This window comes from Myxacorys chilensis (genome assembly GCF_059505265.1).
Genome location: NZ_JCACKG010000072.1, coordinates 1 through 19,187, shown reverse-complemented (window position 1 = coordinate 19,187; position 19,187 = coordinate 1). Strand labels below are relative to the sequence as shown.

General features: G+C 47.2%; 22 protein-coding genes. 16 read left to right on the top strand and 6 right to left on the bottom strand.

Annotation, left to right across the window (positions count from 1 at the left end; translation table 11 throughout):
* Nucleotides 1–74: 74 nt before the first annotated feature.
* The gene (locus AC5JLB_RS04275; RefSeq protein ID WP_495872616.1) at nt 75–230 is read right to left on the bottom strand and encodes a hypothetical protein; all 156 of its coding nucleotides are present in this window, start codon (nt 228–230) and stop codon (nt 75–77) included.
* A 99-nt stretch (nt 231–329) separates the two neighbouring features.
* On the opposite strand from AC5JLB_RS04275, the gene AC5JLB_RS04270 reads away from it, so the two are divergent.
* Entirely contained in the window at nt 330–1,304 is a 975-nt protein-coding gene (locus AC5JLB_RS04270) for an ROK family protein (protein WP_495872615.1), read from the top strand.
* Here the strand turns inward: AC5JLB_RS04270 and AC5JLB_RS04265 are convergent.
* Nucleotides 1,275–1,586 carry a mannitol dehydrogenase family protein gene (locus AC5JLB_RS04265; protein ID WP_495872614.1) on the bottom strand — a complete coding sequence of 104 codons (312 nt, stop codon included), beginning with the start codon at nt 1,584–1,586 and terminating at the stop codon, nt 1,275–1,277. The two genes, AC5JLB_RS04270 and AC5JLB_RS04265, sit on opposite strands and share 30 nt — an antisense overlap.
* Nucleotides 1,587–2,045: 459 nt before the next feature.
* Between AC5JLB_RS04265 and AC5JLB_RS04260 the strand changes: the two genes are divergently transcribed.
* Together AC5JLB_RS04260 and AC5JLB_RS04255 are read left to right on the top strand one after the other, a co-directional pair.
* Nucleotides 2,046–2,255, top strand: a complete 210-nt coding sequence (locus AC5JLB_RS04260; protein ID WP_495872613.1) for a high light inducible protein — start codon at nt 2,046–2,048, stop codon at nt 2,253–2,255.
* 97 nt (nt 2,256–2,352) lie between these two features.
* A complete protein-coding gene (locus AC5JLB_RS04255) occupies nt 2,353–2,826 on the top strand; it encodes a DUF4383 domain-containing protein (protein ID WP_495872612.1) in 474 nt (157 codons plus the stop codon).
* A 93-nt stretch (nt 2,827–2,919) separates the two neighbouring features.
* On the opposite strand, the gene AC5JLB_RS04250 is transcribed toward AC5JLB_RS04255, so the two are convergent.
* Both AC5JLB_RS04250 and AC5JLB_RS04245 read right to left on the bottom strand, forming a co-directional pair.
* Nucleotides 2,920–4,047 carry an FAD-dependent oxidoreductase gene (locus AC5JLB_RS04250; RefSeq protein ID WP_495872611.1) on the bottom strand — a complete coding sequence of 376 codons (1,128 nt, stop codon included), beginning with the start codon at nt 4,045–4,047 and terminating at the stop codon, nt 2,920–2,922.
* A gap of 24 nt (nt 4,048–4,071) precedes the next feature.
* Entirely contained in the window at nt 4,072–5,121 is a 1,050-nt protein-coding gene (locus AC5JLB_RS04245) for a tetraprenyl-beta-curcumene synthase family protein (protein WP_495872610.1), read from the bottom strand.
* Between the two features lie 54 nt (nt 5,122–5,175).
* On the opposite strand from AC5JLB_RS04245, the gene AC5JLB_RS04240 reads away from it, so the two are divergent.
* From AC5JLB_RS04240 to AC5JLB_RS04230, 3 genes are all read left to right on the top strand, one after another.
* A complete protein-coding gene (locus tag AC5JLB_RS04240) occupies nt 5,176–5,313 on the top strand; it encodes a hypothetical protein (RefSeq protein WP_495872609.1) in 138 nt (45 codons plus the stop codon).
* Between the two features lie 195 nt (nt 5,314–5,508).
* Entirely contained in the window at nt 5,509–5,775 is a 267-nt protein-coding gene (locus tag AC5JLB_RS04235) for a hypothetical protein (RefSeq protein WP_495872608.1), read from the top strand.
* 27 nt (nt 5,776–5,802) lie between these two features.
* A complete protein-coding gene (locus tag AC5JLB_RS04230; protein WP_495872607.1) occupies nt 5,803–6,483 on the top strand; it encodes an alpha/beta hydrolase in 681 nt (226 codons plus the stop codon).
* Nucleotides 6,484–6,703: 220 nt separating this feature from the next.
* Here the strand turns inward: AC5JLB_RS04230 and AC5JLB_RS04225 are convergent, their stop codons facing one another.
* Nucleotides 6,704–7,252, bottom strand: a complete 549-nt coding sequence (locus tag AC5JLB_RS04225; RefSeq protein ID WP_495872606.1) for a hypothetical protein — start codon at nt 7,250–7,252, stop codon at nt 6,704–6,706.
* A 657-nt stretch (nt 7,253–7,909) separates the two neighbouring features.
* On the opposite strand from AC5JLB_RS04225, the gene AC5JLB_RS04220 reads away from it, so the two are divergent.
* Nucleotides 7,910–9,100, top strand: a complete 1,191-nt coding sequence (locus AC5JLB_RS04220) for an MFS transporter (RefSeq protein ID WP_495872605.1) — start codon at nt 7,910–7,912, stop codon at nt 9,098–9,100.
* Between the two features lie 108 nt (nt 9,101–9,208).
* Here AC5JLB_RS04220 and AC5JLB_RS04215 read toward each other — a convergent pair whose 3' ends face one another.
* A complete protein-coding gene (locus AC5JLB_RS04215; RefSeq protein ID WP_495872604.1) occupies nt 9,209–10,045 on the bottom strand; it encodes an arylamine N-acetyltransferase family protein in 837 nt (278 codons plus the stop codon).
* Nucleotides 10,046–10,130: 85 nt separating this feature from the next.
* On the opposite strand from AC5JLB_RS04215, the gene AC5JLB_RS04210 reads away from it, so the two are divergent.
* From AC5JLB_RS04210 to AC5JLB_RS04170, 9 genes are all read left to right on the top strand, one after another.
* Nucleotides 10,131–10,358: a hypothetical protein gene (locus tag AC5JLB_RS04210; RefSeq protein ID WP_495872603.1), complete on the top strand. Its 228-nt coding sequence runs from the start codon at nt 10,131–10,133 to the stop codon at nt 10,356–10,358.
* A 287-nt stretch (nt 10,359–10,645) separates the two neighbouring features.
* A complete protein-coding gene (locus tag AC5JLB_RS04205; protein ID WP_495872602.1) occupies nt 10,646–12,511 on the top strand; it encodes an NAD(P)H-quinone oxidoreductase subunit F in 1,866 nt (621 codons plus the stop codon).
* A 52-nt stretch (nt 12,512–12,563) separates the two neighbouring features.
* Nucleotides 12,564–13,259, top strand: coding sequence for a carbonic anhydrase (locus AC5JLB_RS04200; protein ID WP_495872601.1), 696 nt, complete (start codon nt 12,564–12,566; stop codon nt 13,257–13,259).
* A 50-nt stretch (nt 13,260–13,309) separates the two neighbouring features.
* Complete coding sequence (locus tag AC5JLB_RS04195) at nt 13,310–14,845, top strand: NADH-quinone oxidoreductase subunit M (protein ID WP_495872600.1); 1,536 nt, start codon at nt 13,310–13,312, stop codon at nt 14,843–14,845.
* A gap of 70 nt (nt 14,846–14,915) precedes the next feature.
* Entirely contained in the window at nt 14,916–16,211 is a 1,296-nt protein-coding gene (locus tag AC5JLB_RS04190) for a CO2 hydration protein (RefSeq protein ID WP_495872599.1), read from the top strand.
* Between the two features lie 52 nt (nt 16,212–16,263).
* Nucleotides 16,264–16,665 carry a fasciclin domain-containing protein gene (locus AC5JLB_RS04185; RefSeq protein ID WP_495872598.1) on the top strand — a complete coding sequence of 134 codons (402 nt, stop codon included), beginning with the start codon at nt 16,264–16,266 and terminating at the stop codon, nt 16,663–16,665.
* A gap of 228 nt (nt 16,666–16,893) precedes the next feature.
* Entirely contained in the window at nt 16,894–17,784 is an 891-nt protein-coding gene (locus AC5JLB_RS04180; protein ID WP_495872597.1) for an ABC transporter permease, read from the top strand.
* Nucleotides 17,768–18,562 (top strand): ABC transporter permease, encoded by a 795-nt coding sequence (locus tag AC5JLB_RS04175; RefSeq protein ID WP_495872596.1) that lies wholly within the window; start codon nt 17,768–17,770, stop codon nt 18,560–18,562. Before AC5JLB_RS04180 ends, AC5JLB_RS04175 begins: the two co-directional genes overlap by 17 nt.
* A gap of 37 nt (nt 18,563–18,599) precedes the next feature.
* Complete coding sequence (locus tag AC5JLB_RS04170) at nt 18,600–19,085, top strand: molybdenum cofactor biosynthesis protein MoaE (protein WP_495872595.1); 486 nt, start codon at nt 18,600–18,602, stop codon at nt 19,083–19,085.
* The last annotated feature ends 102 nt before the right edge of the window (nt 19,086–19,187 follow it).

Sequence of the window (19,187 nt, the reverse complement as noted above, 5' to 3'; positions counted from 1 at the left end):
TTTCTATGGCTGCTCTTTCTGAACTGCTCTTTGCTGGGCTTAGTCTAAACTCCAGTGAACTAACGCTCTTTCATCTATGCGCCTGAACCTTCGCTGGTGGGTTGAGGTTCCATTTGTTTTAGCAGTTCTGGTAAAGAAATTCCCTTCTCCTCTGCTAGAGCTTTAGGAGGCTTGTGGTAAAACTGCGATCGAATATATTCCCCCGTATTCGCAGAGGGTAGAATATTCATCTTATGCGGTGTTATGTGATAGCGATGCGTTTGCCACGTTTCGCCAAAATGAGAATTGCTGGCGGAGATACCACATGAAAACAAGCTTAGAAACCAAAAATGCCTGAATCTAACGTGCCCCCCTTGCTCTTAGCGCTCGATTTTGGAGGTACGAAGCACGCTGCTGCGGTGTTAAGGGCAAGCGAGAAACGGTGGTCTGCTCACCGACGTGCCTTTTCACCCCCCAACGCGAATGCTACTACTGATCTGGAAATCATGCGATCGCTCATTCATGATCTGCTGCAAGACTCACAACCTGCCGCGATTGGCGTTAGTTTTGGCGGACCCGTGGATGCCTCTACTGGAACTGTGCGGCTCTCGCATCATGTGCCTGGTTGGGAGAACATTCCCTTAGCCTCTCTGCTGTCCAAAGAATTTGGTGTAGCGGTCAGTGTGGACAACGACGCGAACGTGGCAGCATTGGGGGAGCATCGCTTTGGTGCTGGGCAAGGATGCGACAGTTTGATGTACATCACGGTTAGTACGGGTGTTGGCGGCGGTTGGATTCTGAATGGACGCCCTTGGCGGGGTGCAGACGGCATGGCTGGGGAAATTGGTCATACAGTTGTCGATCCAAAAGGCCCACTTTGTTTATGTGGTAAGCGGGGATGTTTAGAGCGACTAGCATCAGGACCCTATATGGCTCAACAGGTTCGAGAGACGATGCAACGCTCCCCTAGCCGAGGACAAGGGGTACGTCATTTCGTTGGAAATGACCTAGAAGCTATCACGGGTGAGATTGTTAGTCGGGCAGCGACTCAAGGAGATGAACTAGCCCGTGAAGTGCTAGAAACAGCGGGCTGGGCGTTGGGAGTGAGCATTGGCAATGCCGCGAACTTAATCAATCCCCAGCAGTTTGTGTTGGGAGGTGGTGTGACCAAAGCAGGCGCAAACTTCTGGGAAGTTGTGCGCCGCGTGGCTAGAGAGACTGCCTTGCCGGAAGTGAACTTTGAAATTGTGCCAGCAGCACTAGGAGATGAAGCGCCCTTGTGGGGCGCAGTGGCACTAGCGAATGATTTGATGTCTTTCAGCTAACTTAACCAACATGGCTCTAGCACCAATCTTATAGAGTTTGCTCAAGGTGTCGGTCACGGCTTCAATAAACTGGGGTAATTGGTGTAAATCTTCTCCAAAAATCTCAGACAGGCTAAGCAAAGGTCTTGAATCTAACCCGCCGATGCGAGCTTGTTGCTTGAGCAGATCTGCTAAGAGGTCATCGATCGCGATCGCATTTCCTTGATCATCTTGACCATTGAGGTAGCGGCACCAAGCGGCAATCACCAAGCTCAAGTAATTAATCTCTCCGCTACGCAGCACTCACCATTGCCGGAACACGGGATCAGCTGGATCGGTAGTATAGCGTTGCTACTAAAGGCAGAATGGACTGGGCATCCGTCAGTAAAGATTGGAAGAGTGCTGCAAAAGAAATGATCACTAATACATTCTCGCAGCAGTATCTGGAACCAAAAGAGCCTGCATATGCTACCCGTCAATGATAAGAATGTAAACCTATAATTGGCTCAATTCTTCAAGTGTCTAGCCGAGCATTTCCAGACAACGATCTGAGAGGGTTTGTAGCTTTGTGTGAGTGTTTATTGCATTCAAAAGTAAAAAATACTTTTCTTTATAAGGGCAATTTTCCTTGTGTTATTTAACACTCAAACACTCTCAAATCCAATCTTTAGATATAGATAGAATCCAATTCTAATGGCAGACAAACACAGCAATTTTACTCGATAGCATAATGGTGAAACAAAGCAATTGGGAGCTATTCATATGAAAACTTCAAAGAACATCAATACTGATCAAGTTCCTACTGTCACTCCAGCCTACAATGGTGCCGATCGCAACGCTTGGATCTTTGGCTGGAACCCACAGCAAGAGTTATGGAACGGTCGGCTGGCAATGATTGGTTTTGTTGCCTATCTTCTTTGGGACTTAGGCGGTTATAGTGTGCTTCGGGATGTGCTCCAACTGCTCCGCTAAGGATTTTGAATTAGCCAGTCATTACTGTCTGTAGTCTACTGAAACAAGACCATTTGTTTAATCTACAACCAAGTTCTTTAACAACCAAAATATAGTCATGCAAACATCAACCTTTGCAAATTTGTCAATTCGCTACGCTGCTTTGAGCATTGGTCTCTTGTTTTTGCTATTGGGTCTAGCTGGATTTGTACCTGCTTTTGTCGTTCCTCCAGAGAACTTTATTCCTACAAAAGACTTTGGATATCTGTTCGGCGTGTTTCCGACCAACTATTTCCACAATGCCATTGGGATTTTAGTTGGTGTTTGGGGAATTGCTGCCTACACGAGCTTAAGCGGCTCACTTGTGTTTAATCGGATTTTTGCCATTGTCTATGCAGCAGGTGCTGTTTTAGGATTACTGCCGTTTACCAATACCCTATTTGGGATTACGCCATTGCTTGGTAACAATGTCTGGCTTAATACCATTGTTGCTGCGATCTCGTTCTACTATGGATTTGTGAAGTCAGCAGAAATCGAAATGACGAGTTCATCCAGTGTTCAATCTTCTTCTCAACCTTCAACTAGTGTGTAGTGCTTGTTTTACTTACGCATTCTAAGGATTGAAGTTAATGATCAAAGTAGTCCTTTCGGGGGCTACTTTTTTATGATGGCTTCAGTATTTGCTTTAGTATTTAAGAGAAGCTAGAACTTCGTGATAAGGGACGACCCCTGCAACTGCATGACTCACCTGCTGGGCAACTCGAGGATTACGCTTCATCAGCCAAATCAGCCCGTAATTAATGAAGGAGAACTTTCTAAATGCTTTGATGCGTAGACCCGCCCGCAGATCCGCTTCAAAATGAGATTCGTAAAGATACTGCCAGTTATCCGCTGCCGCATTGGGAGCGTGACTCATGTTGATGGCTTGTGCAACATAAAAGCCACTGAGAACTGCATTGGCAATACCCTCACCCGTTAGCGGATCGGTTAAGTTTGCTGCATCTCCAATCCTCAGAATTTTGCCCTCAGCAACTTTGTTACCTTTCTTAGCAGTCGCTAGAGGAAATACCTTGGGTGGTTGTTGGTATACCACTTTATCAAGCAGCTGTTGTGCAGATTCGTTGCTCTGGATAAACTGCTTAAAGAGTTGAATAATGTTGGTATTGATTTTCTGATATTCATCCAACCAAACGCCGACCCCAACATTCAATTTAATCAAGTCGTGCTGCGTAGAGACTGGAAAAATCCAACCGTAGCCGTTCACCCCCAAACTGCGATCGAAGTGAATTTGAGCTTCAGCCAACGCGGTTTCAGAAACATCTTGCCGCTTCAATGTCCAATAAGCGCGAATGGCGATCGCAGTCACTTCACCGGCATAAACACCCCGCGCATCAATAATCGTATCAAACGCATCATATAATCCCTGACCCCGCCAATCGTGCTTGTTCACCACCTGCGTCAGAGAATGACATCCTGCATCAATTGCTTTCGTGTAGAGAAGGTAATCAAACACAAATCTGGGAATACAGTAAGCTTCAAGTTTTGTGGTTTCACTATGAGAAATTTGATTGGAGACTCCTAGAAGAAAATGGTGAATGGGCGCATACTCAGAAGCCTTCTTTTTAATATCCTGTGGGTAAATTCCCATAGTCGATACAGCTTGGATGGATTCAATACTAATGCCATCCCCGCAAACCTTGTCTTTAGGAAAACACTGTTTGTCAATCAGGGTCACTTGATGCCCGCTATTTGCTAAGTGATATCCTGCTGAACATCCGGCTGGTCCTGCACCAACGATCGCAATTTTAGACATAGTTCAACCTCATGTAGTTCAGCCTTAATGAGACATCAGTAAACGACTCCGAAAGAAGAAGGATGCTGGACTACCGCCCAATTGAATCAATTGTTTTGCGATGTTCTGAACCTCCCGTTGTCTTCTGACCTTTTTGTTTGACAGATAAACTCCTAACAATGCCTGGTTAATTAGTTGATGAAACTGAGTATGCGGTAATTGAGAAACGCTTTTTGTCGCATTTTGAATAAAATGCTTAAATCGTTCGGTCATTTCATCGTTATTTTTATAGTAGAAGCAAAAATTCAAATCTCCATGAATGCGATCTTCTTCCTGGTCAATTAGGTAATCTAGTAAAATGTGTAATCCTTGAACCCAAGGAAAGTAGCTATTCTTGACCTGACTTGTGAGTTCGTCAGGCAAATCCTGCTGAAACGCGTAAGCCACTAAGCAAAAAATCCCTAGAGTTGATCCGGCACAAGCAGAAAATTCATACCAGCGGAGTTCAGGAACGTGTCTCTGATGCGAAGAAAACCACATCTTTAATTGTGGAACCCGCTCTTCTACCTTAATATGCTTATGGACTTGTAAATCGCAGTAATAGTTTGCTAGTTCATGCAGAGCTGGAGCAATTTTTGGGTAATTTGGCATCTTACCTAAGATTTCCTGGCACGTTCTAACGAGTTTTTGTAAGTAGCCACCATCAGCTTGATCGTCTCGAACTCGGTAATAGTTAGTGCCTTTTGCATCTGGTGTAAGTGCATCGATGAGTGATTCATGCAGGGCACGAAAATCTTCAGGATCAAGTGAAGTGCTGCGATCGCACAAATTATCTAAGTAGTCACTAATTGTTTGATAAGCGACGATAAATTTGATTGCTTCCTGCCAATGGTTTTTGGCAAGCAATCCATAAATTGAGCCACCTTCGCAGTGAAATTGTTTGTCTGCAAGGCTCATCAAGGCTTGTTTACGCAGTTCTAAATTTGGAATCTGCTGTGCCTGAATTTTCCAGTGATTCAAATTTCTCCGAGTGACTGGAAGCACTTTAAAGCAGGTTTCTGACATCAATGCCCAAGGAGAAACCGGAATATTCATAGTGAGGTTAATTTCTGCAATTAGCCAAGAACACTAGTTACTAATAGCAGTCTTATGAGCCTAGAAAAGCTGATGCCGTTTAACCTCCTCACCAAGGAAGAATTCAATTGTCCTGGGTTAGCTTATGAGGATGAGCTTGAAGACGCCTGCTCAAGCTTGTTCTACAAACAAGGAGAAAGTTTGCAAAAATAAAATTGCTGCAGTGATAAATTTGAGCAATAAAAAATTTGTGTCCTTGACAATTTTTATTTTTTAGCTGATCTATTTTTAACTATTTTCATATCTTTTTATCTGACTAATTCATTAAAACGTCTTGCTTTAGGTAGGTTGAGCAGTTCCACAGAAATCCTACTGTTAAATACGCTCAAGTTTTGAGGACGCCACATCATGACTGACGCATACTCTGACTACCGCGATCAAGGGCAGCAAGACGATTACTTTGATACCGATCTTTCAACGGCGCATCGTCAAGCTGGGATTAGCGATCGACAAAAAATTGAAACAGAATCACTAGAGGATCAATCGCTGGAGTTTTCAGAACCTAGTCTTCCTGACGCGCTACACCTTCCGAGTTCTCAGCCACTAACGCCTGTACAATCCACTCCCACCTCTGAAGACACGCCAAAGCCCGAGTCATCGACTGCACCAGATTGATCGGCTTTGCTATAGCAATGTATCAACATGATGAGCAAGCTAAAGTATTCAGAAGGACAATTGTTGTCCCATCCAACCCAACCGACGGAGACCGCGCCTATCGGACTCCACCCCTTGAAACTAAACGGTCAACGGGATGGACTCCGCTACGTGCCCAAGAGCTATCAGCGCGATCGTCCCGCGCCGCTCGTGTTAACGCTACATGGCGCTGGAGGAGACGCGGAAGGCGGGTTGAATCTACTACGACCCTTGGCGGACGACTTTGGCATCATTCTGCTTGCCGTCGATTCGCGTGGCAAGACTTGGGATATTATTCTTGGGCAATACGGTTCTGACATTGCTTTTATTGACGAAGCGCTGGCACAAACATTTCGCTGTTGCACGATCGATTCTGCTCGCCTTGCGATCGCTGGTTTTTCTGACGGGGCTTCCTATGCTCTCTCGGTTGGTATCACAAATGGGGACTTGTTTACTCACGTCATTGCCTTCTCGCCTGGATTTATTGCTCCCGCAGGGCAGAAAGGCCAACCTCGCCTATTCATCTCCCACGGCACTTACGATTCGGTGCTTCAGATTGATCGCTGTAGTCGAAAAATTGTGCCTCAGTTGCAACGAGCTAGATATGATGTGCAGTATCGAGAATTTAATGGACCTCATACGGTTCCGGCTGCGATCACTCAGGAAGCTACAAGGTGGTTTATTGGCTGAGATGCAGACGACCAGCTAATAGTAGAACAAATTCATTCAGCCGTTTAGATTATTTTGGACAATAGCATTGGCGAAACCATCTGAGATCGCCAAAGTTCACGGTTTCGTTTTAACGCAAAACCGCGAGATTCCAGCTTGTACAAAAATGACAATATCAGTGCATTGACACTAAAGAAGCCAACATAAACCCGGACTCATGATCCTACGCTACGAGCATTAATTAGTAAACGCTCCAGTCTTGAATTCCCTGCTGACTAAACACCTGCTCAGTTTGGTGAATCTCCTCATCAGTTCCCTCTACAGTGATGAGGTAGTCGCCGCGTTGCAAGCGATCGCTATAAGCGGCGGCTTGAGCTTTAGGAATACCGTAATCAATCAGTGCCTTCTCTAAATTGTTAGACGCGATCGCCGCGACTCCGCTACTTGCCGCACCAGCAGCCAGGGCCACACCAAAACTTCCAGCGGCCAAAACGACCCCAATTCCAGGAAGTGCCAAGCTGGTCAAGCCCAGTAAAGCAAAGCCCGTGCTACTGGTTGCAAAGGTATCTCCAACCATATCTGTTGTGTTGACGACCTTCGTATCTCCGACATGATCGCTAACTTCAACACCGCTAACCTGCTCACCCTCGTTTTCACCTTCTTTAGCAACTAAAGAAATCTTGTCCATTGAAAAGCCAGAATTCTGCAATTCCTTGATTGCTTGCTCTGCTTTTTCACGATCAGTAAATACGCCGATCGCACGCTTCTGCTGTTGTTGATTGACAACCATTTCTTTCTTCTAACCAATAATAACAACGATGATCACCCTGAAAATTAACTGTGGTTCATACTGTCATTTTTGCAACTTCAATGAAGCTATCCATCGTTCTAAAGATGTAGTCTACAAAATAAATGAGAAGATGTGGAAACGGTAATATCTTTAGTAAATTAATTGTTGTCTGTGAAATCAAAAAGAGTTCATCTAAGTTGTTAAACGAATGGTTAAAGACTTTTTAGCTCGTGTTTTTACTCGCTGCATATTAGCGATTACTATCTAATTTTACTAATGTCTATCCTGCGCTTTTATCGAACGTATCATAAGGCCCAAGATGCGTTGCGATCGTCTTACTGTAGTGCAATGTTTCAACCACATGACTCATTTTGGTCTTATTTGCCTACCCTTCTTTAGCCATTTGAAAACACTTGGGGCACTTGGACAGAAACTTCATCTTCAATCGATTCATCAACAATTTATGGAGTGCCGCCCTTTCTTCACCCACTGGAAGACCCACTGCAACCTCCCCTTAAATGGGTCTTCTAGCGGGTAAATGATTTCTATTTCTGAACTGTACTTGACAAAACAGGACACAATTGCCCCTATACAAAATTCATCGAATCCGACATGATAACGGGCACCTCAAGCTTCTAACTTTGGATAGACCTAGCTGTGAATCAAGCGAAGAAAACTGTTCTCCTGCTCGCCCTCTGTCAGGCACTCGCAATGACGGGCAGCATTGTTTTGTTTACTACTGCCGCGCTGATTGGTTCGATGCTAGCGGCAGATAAATCTCTTGCCACCTTGCCACTTGCTCTCCTGCAATTAGCAACAATGTTGACCACCATTCCAGCAGCCTTTCTCTTAAAGCGGTGGGGACGCAAGCTCGGTTTTATAGCAGGGGTGTTGGTGGGGCTGAGTGGTGCAGGTTTGGGAAGCTATGCCGTCTTTTCAGGCAGCTTTGTTCTGTTCAGCATGGCTACGATCTTGTACGGTATCTTCAACGGTTTTGTCGGCTACTATCGCTTTGCCGCCGCAGATGTAGCAACCGAAGCGTTCCGCTCTCGCGCTGTGTCTTTTGTGATTGCAGGCGGAATACTCGCTGCCTTGGTCGGGCCTGAACTAGCTACCCGAACGAAAGACTGGTTGCCTGTCACCTTTGCAGGTGGATTGGTGACGATCGTCCTACTGCAAATCCTCACCTTGCTGCTCCTCAGCTTGGTTGACCTCCCACCGTTGTCGCAACAAAAACACCAGGAGCATGGACGCAGATTAGGAGCGATCGTAAAACAGCCCGTGTTTATTGTCGCGGTGTTGGGCAGCATGATTGGTTATGGCGTGATGGCGCTGTTGATGACAGCAACACCGTTGGTAATGGTTGCGGTTCATCATCCCTTTCACACTGCGGCTTCAGTGATTCAGTGGCATGTACTGGGTATGTTTACCCCGTCACTCTTTACAGGATATTTAATTGCTCGGTTTGGGGTGTTGACGATTATCTTGACGGGCATCTTCTTCAACGGGTTGTGTGTTGCAATTAATCTAGCAGGAACAAATGCGCCGCACTTTTTTGGAGCGTTATTGCTGCTGGGTATCGGCTGGAACTTCATGTTTATCGGCTCCACCACATTGCTGACCGAAGCCTATACGCCGACTGAACGGGCTAAAACTCAAGCAACTCATGACTTTCTCATGCTCAGCTTTGTAGCGTTCACCACGTTTCTATCCGGTCGGTTGCTGAGTGACTGGGGCTGGGCAGTTGTCAACTACACCGGACTTGTTCTGATTGCAGTTGCGCTAATCGCAGTGCTGTATCTACGGCAGCGATTGGCTCTATATCCAAAGCAGATCGAGCGATCGTAGGGTAGTCGGAACGATACGCTCAGCAGAGGATGTCTCTAACGATGAATCATCTTCTAAATCAAAGCAATGGATTGAAATGCTCTCCGACTGGCGCTGTTCTGATTATCATTAATCCGCTTGCTCAATCACCCGCTGTAAGGTGCTGTCAAGACTAGCGATCGCGGGCACCTGTAAACGAAATACATCCTCAAGGACAGTACGTAGTTCTGTCACAGTGGTCAGTACACGTCGTTCTGTTCGACCGTCTAGATGATGCGTTGTAAGCTGGTTGTTTCGCAGTGCGTAACGACGATCTGCATCAGGTCTAGCTGCAATCAGTGTGGTAACAAACAGCGAGTTTGGATGGGTTGAGACGTACCAATTACTCACTTCGTAATCGGGTAGCTGCTGCTCTTGCAAATCAAAATGGTAAAGAGATTTCCACTCCTGATCAACGTATACCTGCATGATGTACGTGTGGTCAGTCGTGATCAATCGAAACTGCTCGTGGGGAGTCTTTTGCTCAACATTCGGTGTAAGAGACAGCGGCGTAGTGAGTGTTGATCCTCCGAATCCAACATCTGCAATATATTGCTCTCTGTCAATCTCTACTCGGAGCAGCATGTGACTGCGAGGTGTGATTGTTCCATCTGGAAGACCCCACAACACTCGCGCCGATAGATTTGTCACCTGAAAGCCGAGGGCGACTAGAACTGAGCGCAGTAACAGGTTTTGCTCAAAACAATAGCCACCCCGCCTCTCGTAGATTAGCTTTTGCTGTAGAGATTTCGCATCCAGAGAAACGGTTTGTTTGAGAAATGAATTGAGGTTCTCAAACGCGATCGCTTGTGCATGGTGTAGATGAATTGCCTGTAATGTCTTGAGTGTAGGAGAACGATTACCCTCGTAGCCAATGCGTTGAAAATAGGCATCAAGGTCTATTGCGTCTGGCGTTTGGTTTTTCATAACGGCATGATCAAAGCGGTCAGTTCTGAGTTCTTTCGCTGAGAGTAATGAATAACATTGAACTTGATGTATAGACTCTAGTTATATGTCATGCCCCACGGGCACAAGGACATACGAACCCGGAGCGTTTAGTTTTACCCGTATCTCTCGATTCTATATTGCTTTAGAACCAAATCGCCCCAACCTACTTGAAGATGGCCTGGTAGAAAGTCAGTTTTATCTTCTCGAAGATCGCCGTCACCAGCGTTTTGGTGGCTTGTCTTCATCTCAGCGATCGCTAGTTCTGATCCGCTCTGATAGCACAATTTTGTGAAAGACTCCGCAGTGCGGGAAATCAATAGATTATTATCTATTATTTTCATGAATAAGATTGATTTTTAATTATAGCGTTTCAGCTTTATGCTTAAGATTGATTTTTAATTATGGCCTTTCAGCCGTATGCTTTCGATATAGCAGGCTTACACAAGCACTCAAACAACAAGCACTCAAACCTTTGTGACAGTTCAATCATCTGAGAGGTAGCTCTTTCATCCCCTGAAGAAGAGTGACCTGCCTCCCTTTGGCTAACTCTATCCTCTTAAAGTTCTACGGGTAAACTGCATGGCTCAATTTCTGCTACAAACTGTTTGGTTGATTCCTTGCTACGCCATTGTTGGTGCCCTTGCCTCCGTCCTCTGGTCACCTGCAATAATTCGTCGTACGGGGCCGCGTCCCGCAGGCTATGTCAACCTATTCATGGCCTTTCTCGCATTTGCTCATAGTCTGGCGGCCTTCCCAATTGCCTGGCAGCAGCCAGCTCAACAGATCTCGGTCTCCTGGTTACAGGTAGCAGGGTTAGATTTAACGCTGCCAATTGAAATTTCTACAGTTACCGTTGGTGCAAATTTAGTCGTGACAGGATTAAATTTGCTGGCGCAGATTTATGCGATCGGGTATCTGGAGATGGACTGGGGCTGGTCGCGATTTTTCGCATTCTTGGCCCTGTTTGAAGCTGGAATGTGTAGCCTCGTGCTCTGCGATTCTCTGTTCTTCAGCTACATTATTCTAGAAGTTTTGACGCTGGGAACCTACTTGATGGTCGGAACCTGGTTTAATCAATCCTTGGTGGTAACAGGTGCCCGCGATGCGTTTCTAACCAAGCGGGTGGGTGATCTGTTCTTGCTCATGGGGGTGTTAGCAATTTACCCTCTAGCTGGAACCTGGGACTTTAGTGAACTGGCGCAGTGGGCACAAAACGTCGCCGTTGACCCCGCCATTCGCGAAGCCCTCCCTCCGGGAATTACCACCTTAGTTGGGTTAGCACTTATAGCAGGTCCAATGGGCAAATGCGCTCAGTTTCCGCTGCATCTGTGGCTGGATGAGGCAATGGAAGGACCAGTTCCCAGCACTATTTTGCGAAACTCGGTCGTGGTGGCGACGGGAGCATGGGTGTTGATTAAACTACAACCTGTGCTGGCACTGTCCCCGGTTGTGCTGACAGCCATGATTACAATCGGGACTCTGACGGCGGTAGGTGGCACACTGATTGCGATCGCTCAGATTGATATCAAACGCTCCCTATCCTACTCAGTTAGTGCTTACATGGGTCTGATTTTCATCGCCGTGGGTACGGGGCAAACGGAAGCGGCATTGTTGCTCATCCTCAGTCATGCACTGGCTCAGGCACTGCTGGTAATGAGTACTGGGTCGATTGGGCTGAACAGCATTACCCAAGATCTAACCCAGTTAGGAGGCTTGTGGAGCCGTCGTCCGATTTCAGGATTGTGCTACTTGGTCGGGGTAGCAGGGTTGATTGGGCTACCGCCATTTGGTGGATTTTGGGCACTGCTCAAGCTGGCAGATGGGCTATGGGCAACCCAACCGTGGCTGGTCGCGATTGTGCTGCTGGTGAATGGGCTAACTGGATTCAGCATGATCCGCGAGTTTGGGTTAATTTTTGCAGGTTCACCCCAACCGATGACCCAGCGATCGCCTGAAAACTTCTGGCTCATCACCCTACCGATGATGGTGCTGATGGGGTTGACGCTGCATTTGCCCTTAATTTTGCAGAGTCTTTCACTGTTACCGAGTTGGGCAATGCTCAATAAAGATATGGCGATGCTGCTGTTATGGTCGAGCCTGATTGGAAGCGGAATGGGGGCCGTGGTTTACGTTAGACAAAGCATTCCTAAACCGATTCAACTGCCTTGGCAACGCCTCCAAAGCTTCTTTGCCTACGACCTCTACACGCCCCAACTCTACCGCTCCAGTATTGTCTTCTGTGTGGATTGGGCGTCTCGCTTGATCGATTGGTTCGATCGCCAGATTGTGGATGGCGCGGTGAATTTAGTCGGATTGGCCTCGCTTTTTAGCGGAGAAGCCCTGAAATACGGCAACTCTGGACAGGGACAGTTTTACATGCTCACGATCGTCGTCGGAATAGCTGCGATCGCTCTCAGTATGAGTTGGTCACTTATCTTGCACTGATTGATATTCCGATGATGTTCTGATTCCGTAGGTATTGTTAGGAGAAATTAAAATGCGTTTTTCAAGACGAAATGTACTGAAGTTAGGAGCTGGAGCAGTCGGTGCAGGAGTTCTAGCCGCCGAGCTACATTCCCAAATCTTGGCTCCTGAGCAAGCCAATGCAATTCCAAAACAAGATTTAACTCCCGATCAAGCTTTGCAACAGTTGATCGAAGGTAATCAGCGCTTTGTCAAAAATAAACGGCAAAATCCCCACCAAACAATGGTTCGTCTCAAGGAGGTTGCTAAAGAGCAAAAACCTTTTGCAGCAGTTTTGGGATGTGCAGATTCACGAGTTCCGGTCGAGATTGTGTTTGATCAAGGATTGGGCGATCTGTTTGTCTGCCGTGTTGCCGGAAATGTTGCCACACCAGAAGAGATTGGCAGTCTTGAATTTGGCTCTGCGGTGCTGGGAACAAAGGTAATCTTAGTTTTGGGGCATGAGCGCTGTGGTGCAGTCGCTGCCACGCTCAAAGGAACACAGGTGCCTGGTCAGATCGGCAGTTTGTTAGATGCAATTCGACCCGCCGTTCAGCAAGTGAGCAGTCAAACGGGCGATCGTTTGGAAAATACGTGCAAAGCCAACGTTCAGCTCCAGATTAATCGATTAAAAGCATCTCCTGTGCTGGCTCAACTGATTCAGGACAACAAGCTGAAAATTGTTGGTGGATACTACGACTTAGACACCGGAGCCTTAACCCTAGTCTAATTCGCCATATTTCTCCTATTCCCTGCTCCCCACATTCTGTAGAGACTTATATGCTGAGTACATTGATCTGGTTTCCGGTTCTCGGCGCGATCGCGATCGCCGTTCTCCCCCTCCGCCAATTAAAACTGGCTGCACTCACGATCAGTGGCATTGTCCTGTTGTGGACGCTTTGGATTGCCCACCAGTTCAACTTCACTAATTCGTTGCTTCAGTTTCAGGAGTACCTGCCTTGGCTAGAAACATTGGGATTGAACTATCAATTGGGGGTTGATGGTCTTTCCTTTCCTCTGCTGATGCTCAATAGTTTGCTGACCTGGATTGCTCTCTACAGCAGCAAAGAAGAAATCGAACGTCCCCGATTGTTCTACAGCCTCATTCTCCTAGTCAGCGGTGCGGTTGCTGGGGCCTTTCTGGCTCAAAATTTGCTGCTGTTCTTCCTGTTCTACGAAGTGGAGTTAGTGCCCTTTTATTTACTGATTTCTATTTGGGGCGGTGAAAAGCGAGACTACGCCGCCATGAAGTTCCTGCTATACACTGCCCTCTCGGGCGCTCTGATTTTAGTAGCGTTTCTAGGCTTAGTTTGGCTGCAAGGGGCTGACAGCTTTGCCTATGATGCGCTGATGGGACAATCTCTTCCTCTGTGGGTGCAAATTGTTCTCCTGAGTCTTGTGTTAGTTGGGTTTGGCATCAAGATTCCCCTAGTGCCGCTGCACACTTGGTTGCCCGATACCTATGTAGCAGCGTCCACTCCGGTAGCCATTCTGTTAGGTGGGGTGCTCGCAAAGCTAGGAGCTTATGGCATTTTCCGCTTTGGTTTGGGGCTATTTCCAGAAGCTTGGGCAACGCTCGCTCCGGGACTAGCAACTTGGGCAACTGTTAGTGTGTTGTACGGTGCAATGGTCGCGATCGCGCAAAAAGACATCAAACGCATGGTTGCCTATAGCTCAATTGGTCACATGGGGTACATTCTGCTCGGTGGTGCTGCCCTGACTGCTCTCAGCTTAGTTGGAGCCGTTACTCAAATGGTGGCGCATGGCTTGATTCTGGCAATTTTGTTCCACTTGGTAGGTGTGATAGAAACAAAAGTTGGAACACGGGATCTAGATGTCCTCAACGGATTGATGAACCCAGTTCGGGGACTGCCAATGGTAAGCGCTCTGTTGATCTTGGGCGGAATGGCCAGTGCAGGAATTCCTGGTCTAGTTGGTTTTGTGTCTGAATTTCTGGTGTTTCAGGGTAGTTACTCCGTGTTTCCGTTGCAAACGTTGTTGTGTGTTGTAGGAACTGGTTTAACCGCTGTTTATTTCGTGATTTTGTTGAACCGTACCTGCTTTGGCAAATTGGATAACGCGATCGCTTACTTCCCGAAAGTAGAGTGGCGGGAGCGGGTTCCAGCATTGATTCTTGCCCTGACTATCCTTTTTCTGGGAATTCAACCCACTTGGCTTGTGCGTTGGACTGAATCAACTACGACTGCAATGGTGGCAACCGTTCCACCTTCTCAGCCGACCACTGCTTTAGTAAGTAGACCAGTGAATACACCCCAAACTGTAGGGTGGGTAGTGCCCAGCAACTCTATTAAATAAGCAATTAAGGTTTGATCAGTGCCGATCAAGCAGCAAACCAACCTCCAAACAAACCTACTGAGTGAGAGCAATGACAACTGCAACCCTTCCCCAGAATCGTATTCCACCTTCAACACACGAATTTTCTGATATTATTCATCGTTTAGAAGCGGGTGGCTCCATGCTTCCCGATACGCCAGAAAATCTCATGCAAATTATTGGGATTTATAAGGCGTATGCCGTCCCGATGGATTTCTATTGGCGGAATTTGCTCTACATTGCGGAGCGGGTGTTTCTCAATCCGCTGCCCGCCTTCAAATACTTTCTGCCTCAGGAGTATCTAGACCTGCACAATCATTACGCTGGGGATGATGCCGACATCCGCATTTGGCGGGGGGAAGCCACCGCCCATCCGGAACTCCTGGAATTTATTCAAAAAGGAGAGTTGAAACAGAAACTACCCAAGTTGTTTCATCATCTGTGGCACGATCGCATCAACATGGAATTTGCAGAAGCCTGTATGCGAGCAATGTTCTGGCATCGGGGTATGGGTGGACAGTTTGATCCATATCTCGACACCGACGAGTACAAAGCGAATGCCGATCGCGCCATTCGAGCGTTCTTTCGAGGGAATCCTGCCATGCTAGGGTTGTACAACCTCTTTCCAGAGATGTTCCTGGAGCAAGTGCGTGAACTGTCCTACTACGCCAATCTCGGGTTGTTCTGGGAAGTTATGGCTCCCGTCTTTTTTGAGATGTCTGACCTATACGACGAGGGAAAAATTTCGACCGTACCAGAGGCAATGGATTTTTTGGTCAACGGCATTTTCGCGATCGCGGGTCGTCCCATTTATCACCACCTCTACATCGGGGATGAATGCTACGAAATTATCCCCAAATCGAAAGGCTTTATGTGGCTCTACGAAGCGGCTCTACCTTATGTGGAGGCGGTGTTCTACCGTACCTCTCCGTTTCGTGGCACAAAGTCCTACAACGCCCAAGCGAAGCAGATTCCGACCGACCAAAACGAGTTTCACTACGGCATTCTCTACGCTGATGTGTTTCCTGTTGGCTCGGCAGGCATTCCGCCTACATTGCTAATGCAGGACATGCTGCACTTCTTGCCACCTTACCTGTTGGACTACTACAACCAATACTGCCGAGGCGAAGATGACATGCTGATTCAATTGGGAATTAGCTTTCAGCGATCGATGTACAATGTCACCTCTGCGGTGATTCAAGCATTACGCACTGCTCTGCTCTATCCATTAGATGACACCAACCCCAAGCATTTGATGGCAAATCGACAATTTTTTGAAGGACAGCTCGATCGCTTCAAGCGTCCAGAAGCTCGTCTACGAGATATTCAGCAACAAGACTATCGATAGTTTTGAATTTTAATGTTGATTTCCATCACTTCTTAACACTGAGGTAAATTGAATGGCTGACATCGTTGATATTGCAGTGGGTGCAGAGGGTTTCAAAACGCTGGTAACGGCTGTCCAAGTTGCCAATTTGGTCGAAACTTTGAAAGGTCCAGGTCCGTTTACGGTTTTTGCACCGAATGATGATGCCTTTGCGAAGCTCCCCCCCGGTACGGTTCAAACGCTAGTCCAAAACGTGCCTCAACTGGCTCGAATTCTGACATTTCATGTTGTTCCTGGTAAGTGGATGAAAGCAGATTTAGAACAGGTTGATTTCGTAACTTCTATCGAGGGATCGCCAATTTCAATCAACACCTCAGATGGGTTTGAAGTGAAAAATGCAACGGTGTTGGCGGCAGATATTGCCGCAGACAATGGCGTGATTCACGTTCTCGATCGGGTGATTCTGATGGGCTGAGAATTTTTGAGGACAACCGATCGGTTCAATCGCCTTGCATTAAGCACTTTGTATTAAGGATTGTGTGGCGAAAATTTTGAGGCATGCCACAAGTAGTATGGCTAAGGACATTTTCAGCGCTCCTTGACTCCATCAATAGCATAGTTAAAAAGCATAGTCAAAATTTTTCGCAACACAACCTTAAACTTTGGGTATTCTGCTTATGAAACCCAACTCCACCGTTGATTCATGACTTCTTCTGCCCCAAAATCCGAATCAACCGCAACGGCTCCTGCTCCCAAATGGGTGCAGCCTACATTGCTGCTCGCTCCAGCGGGAATTTGGCTACTCTTATTACTCGTCGTTCCCACACTGCTGATCTTTGAGCTAAGCCTCGTTCCCAATATCAATCCGGGTGGCATCGTCAATCCGTCAGGACTCGATAACTACCTCCGCATTGTTCAACCAGAGCGGCTAAACGTGATTTGGCGATCGCTGCTGTTTGCCATCGGAACAACCGTTCTCACTCTCGCATCCGGATTTCCCGTTGCTTACTATTTGGCGCTGATCGCTCCGCAACGCTGGCAAAACCTGCTACTGCTCGGATTTGTTCTGCCATTGTGGACTTCTTCTCTCCTGCGATCGTACGCTTGGATTACGATTCTGCGTCCGACGGGAGTACTCAACACGTTTCTCTCTAGCCTCGGACTGCCGACTCTCGACTTGCTCAATCGCGCCCCAGCCGTTTTGATTGGCATGACTTATAGTTTGTTGCCATACATGGTGCTGATTCTCTACGCTTCACTCGAAAAGCTCGATCGACGCTTGCTCGAAGCCTCGGCAGATTTGGGCGCAACGCCTCAACAAACCTTTTGGAAAGTAACCGTGCCGCAGTCATTGCCAGGCATTGCGGCAGGAACGCTACTGGTCTTTATCAATGGACTAGGAGATTTCATCAATCCAGAACTGCTTGGCGGCACATCTAGCATGACAGCCGCCCGATTGATTTATAACCAGTTTCTCGGTACGACGCAGAATTGGGGCTTTGGGTCAGCGCTCAGTATGATGCTGATTATGGTGGTCAGTCTTGCGATCGCGCTTCTAATCAAATACGGCGATAACCATGCAAAGTCAGTCTAGATTCCCCTGGCAAGCGTTATTTACCTTGCTCATGTTCGGCTTTATGTATCTGCCGATCGCGGTGTTGAGCTTTTATAGCTTCAATCAGGCTCCCAATAGCGCCGTATGGACAGGATTCACCTTCTCTTGGTACAGCCAATTCTTGCAAGACAGCCGAATTCTCTCGGCGCTGATGGATAGCCTCGCAGTGTCGATCAGCGCAGTCGCACTTTCGGCGATCATTGGCACTCTGATGGCGATCGGGTTAGCGCGGTATCAGTTTCTTGGCAAAGGATTGTATCAAGGCATGGCTTATCTGCCGTTGATTATTCCAGATATTGCGATCGCGGTGGCGACGCTGGTGTTTCTTGCCGCGATCGCGGTTCCGCTCAGTCTTTGGACAGTGATTGCGGCTCACGTCGTCTTTTGCCTATCCTACGTGGCGCTTTCGGTGTCAACGCGATTGGTTGATCTCAATCCTCATCTGGAAGAAGCTGCTCTGGATTTGGGTGCTACACCGCTTCAAGCTTTGGTAATGGTGCTACTGCCTCAACTGATGCCTGCGATTATTTCGGGGTGTCTGCTGGCGTTTGTGCTGAGCATGGATGACTTCCTGATTGCAAAATTCACCGCAGGTGGCGGCGTCACAACACTGCCAATGGAGATTTTTAGTCGCATTCGCGTTAGTGTAAAACCTGATATGAATGCGTTGAGCGTATTTCTCATGCTGACATCCGGTTTCGTCGCGATCGTCGCAGAGCTGATGCGGCAGCGCACCCATAAAAAACGCTTTCAGTAAGATGCACAATAGAAGATGAGTTCTTTTACAACACCTCATGGTTTTAACGACTCCTCATTCTGTCTCGACCCATCCGGGAGATCATTTTGCGATCGCGTTTGCGCCTCTATCGTTTGATGAGGTCTATCAGTTGGCGGATGATCCGGCAAATGGTGCGATCGTCGTCATGAGCGGCATGGTGCGCAACAACACTGACGGAAATGCGGTGATCGCTTTGGAATATCAAGCGTATGAACCGATGGCGACTGAGGTATTTCGTCAGATTGCCGCTCAGATTCGCAACACCTGGAGCGATGTCACTCATGTCGTGATTCATCACCGAACGGGACGGTTAGCAATCGGTGAAATTAGCGTTTTAGTCGCGGTGGGATGTCCCCATCGATTGGAGGCGTTTGAAGCATGTCGATATGCGATCGATACCCTCAAACACAATGCTCCAATCTGGAAAAAAGAACATTGGGCAGATGGTTCCAGCAGTTGGGTCAGTATTGGTGCCTGCGAACAGTCTCCAGAAAGTTGCTGACTTTTTTGAAACTAATCGCGATCAATATCGTTTAACAAGTAATGTTTTTAACTTAAGTTGCTAGTTAGAAGCGGCAGGGGAAGCAAAGCAAATAAAATCTCT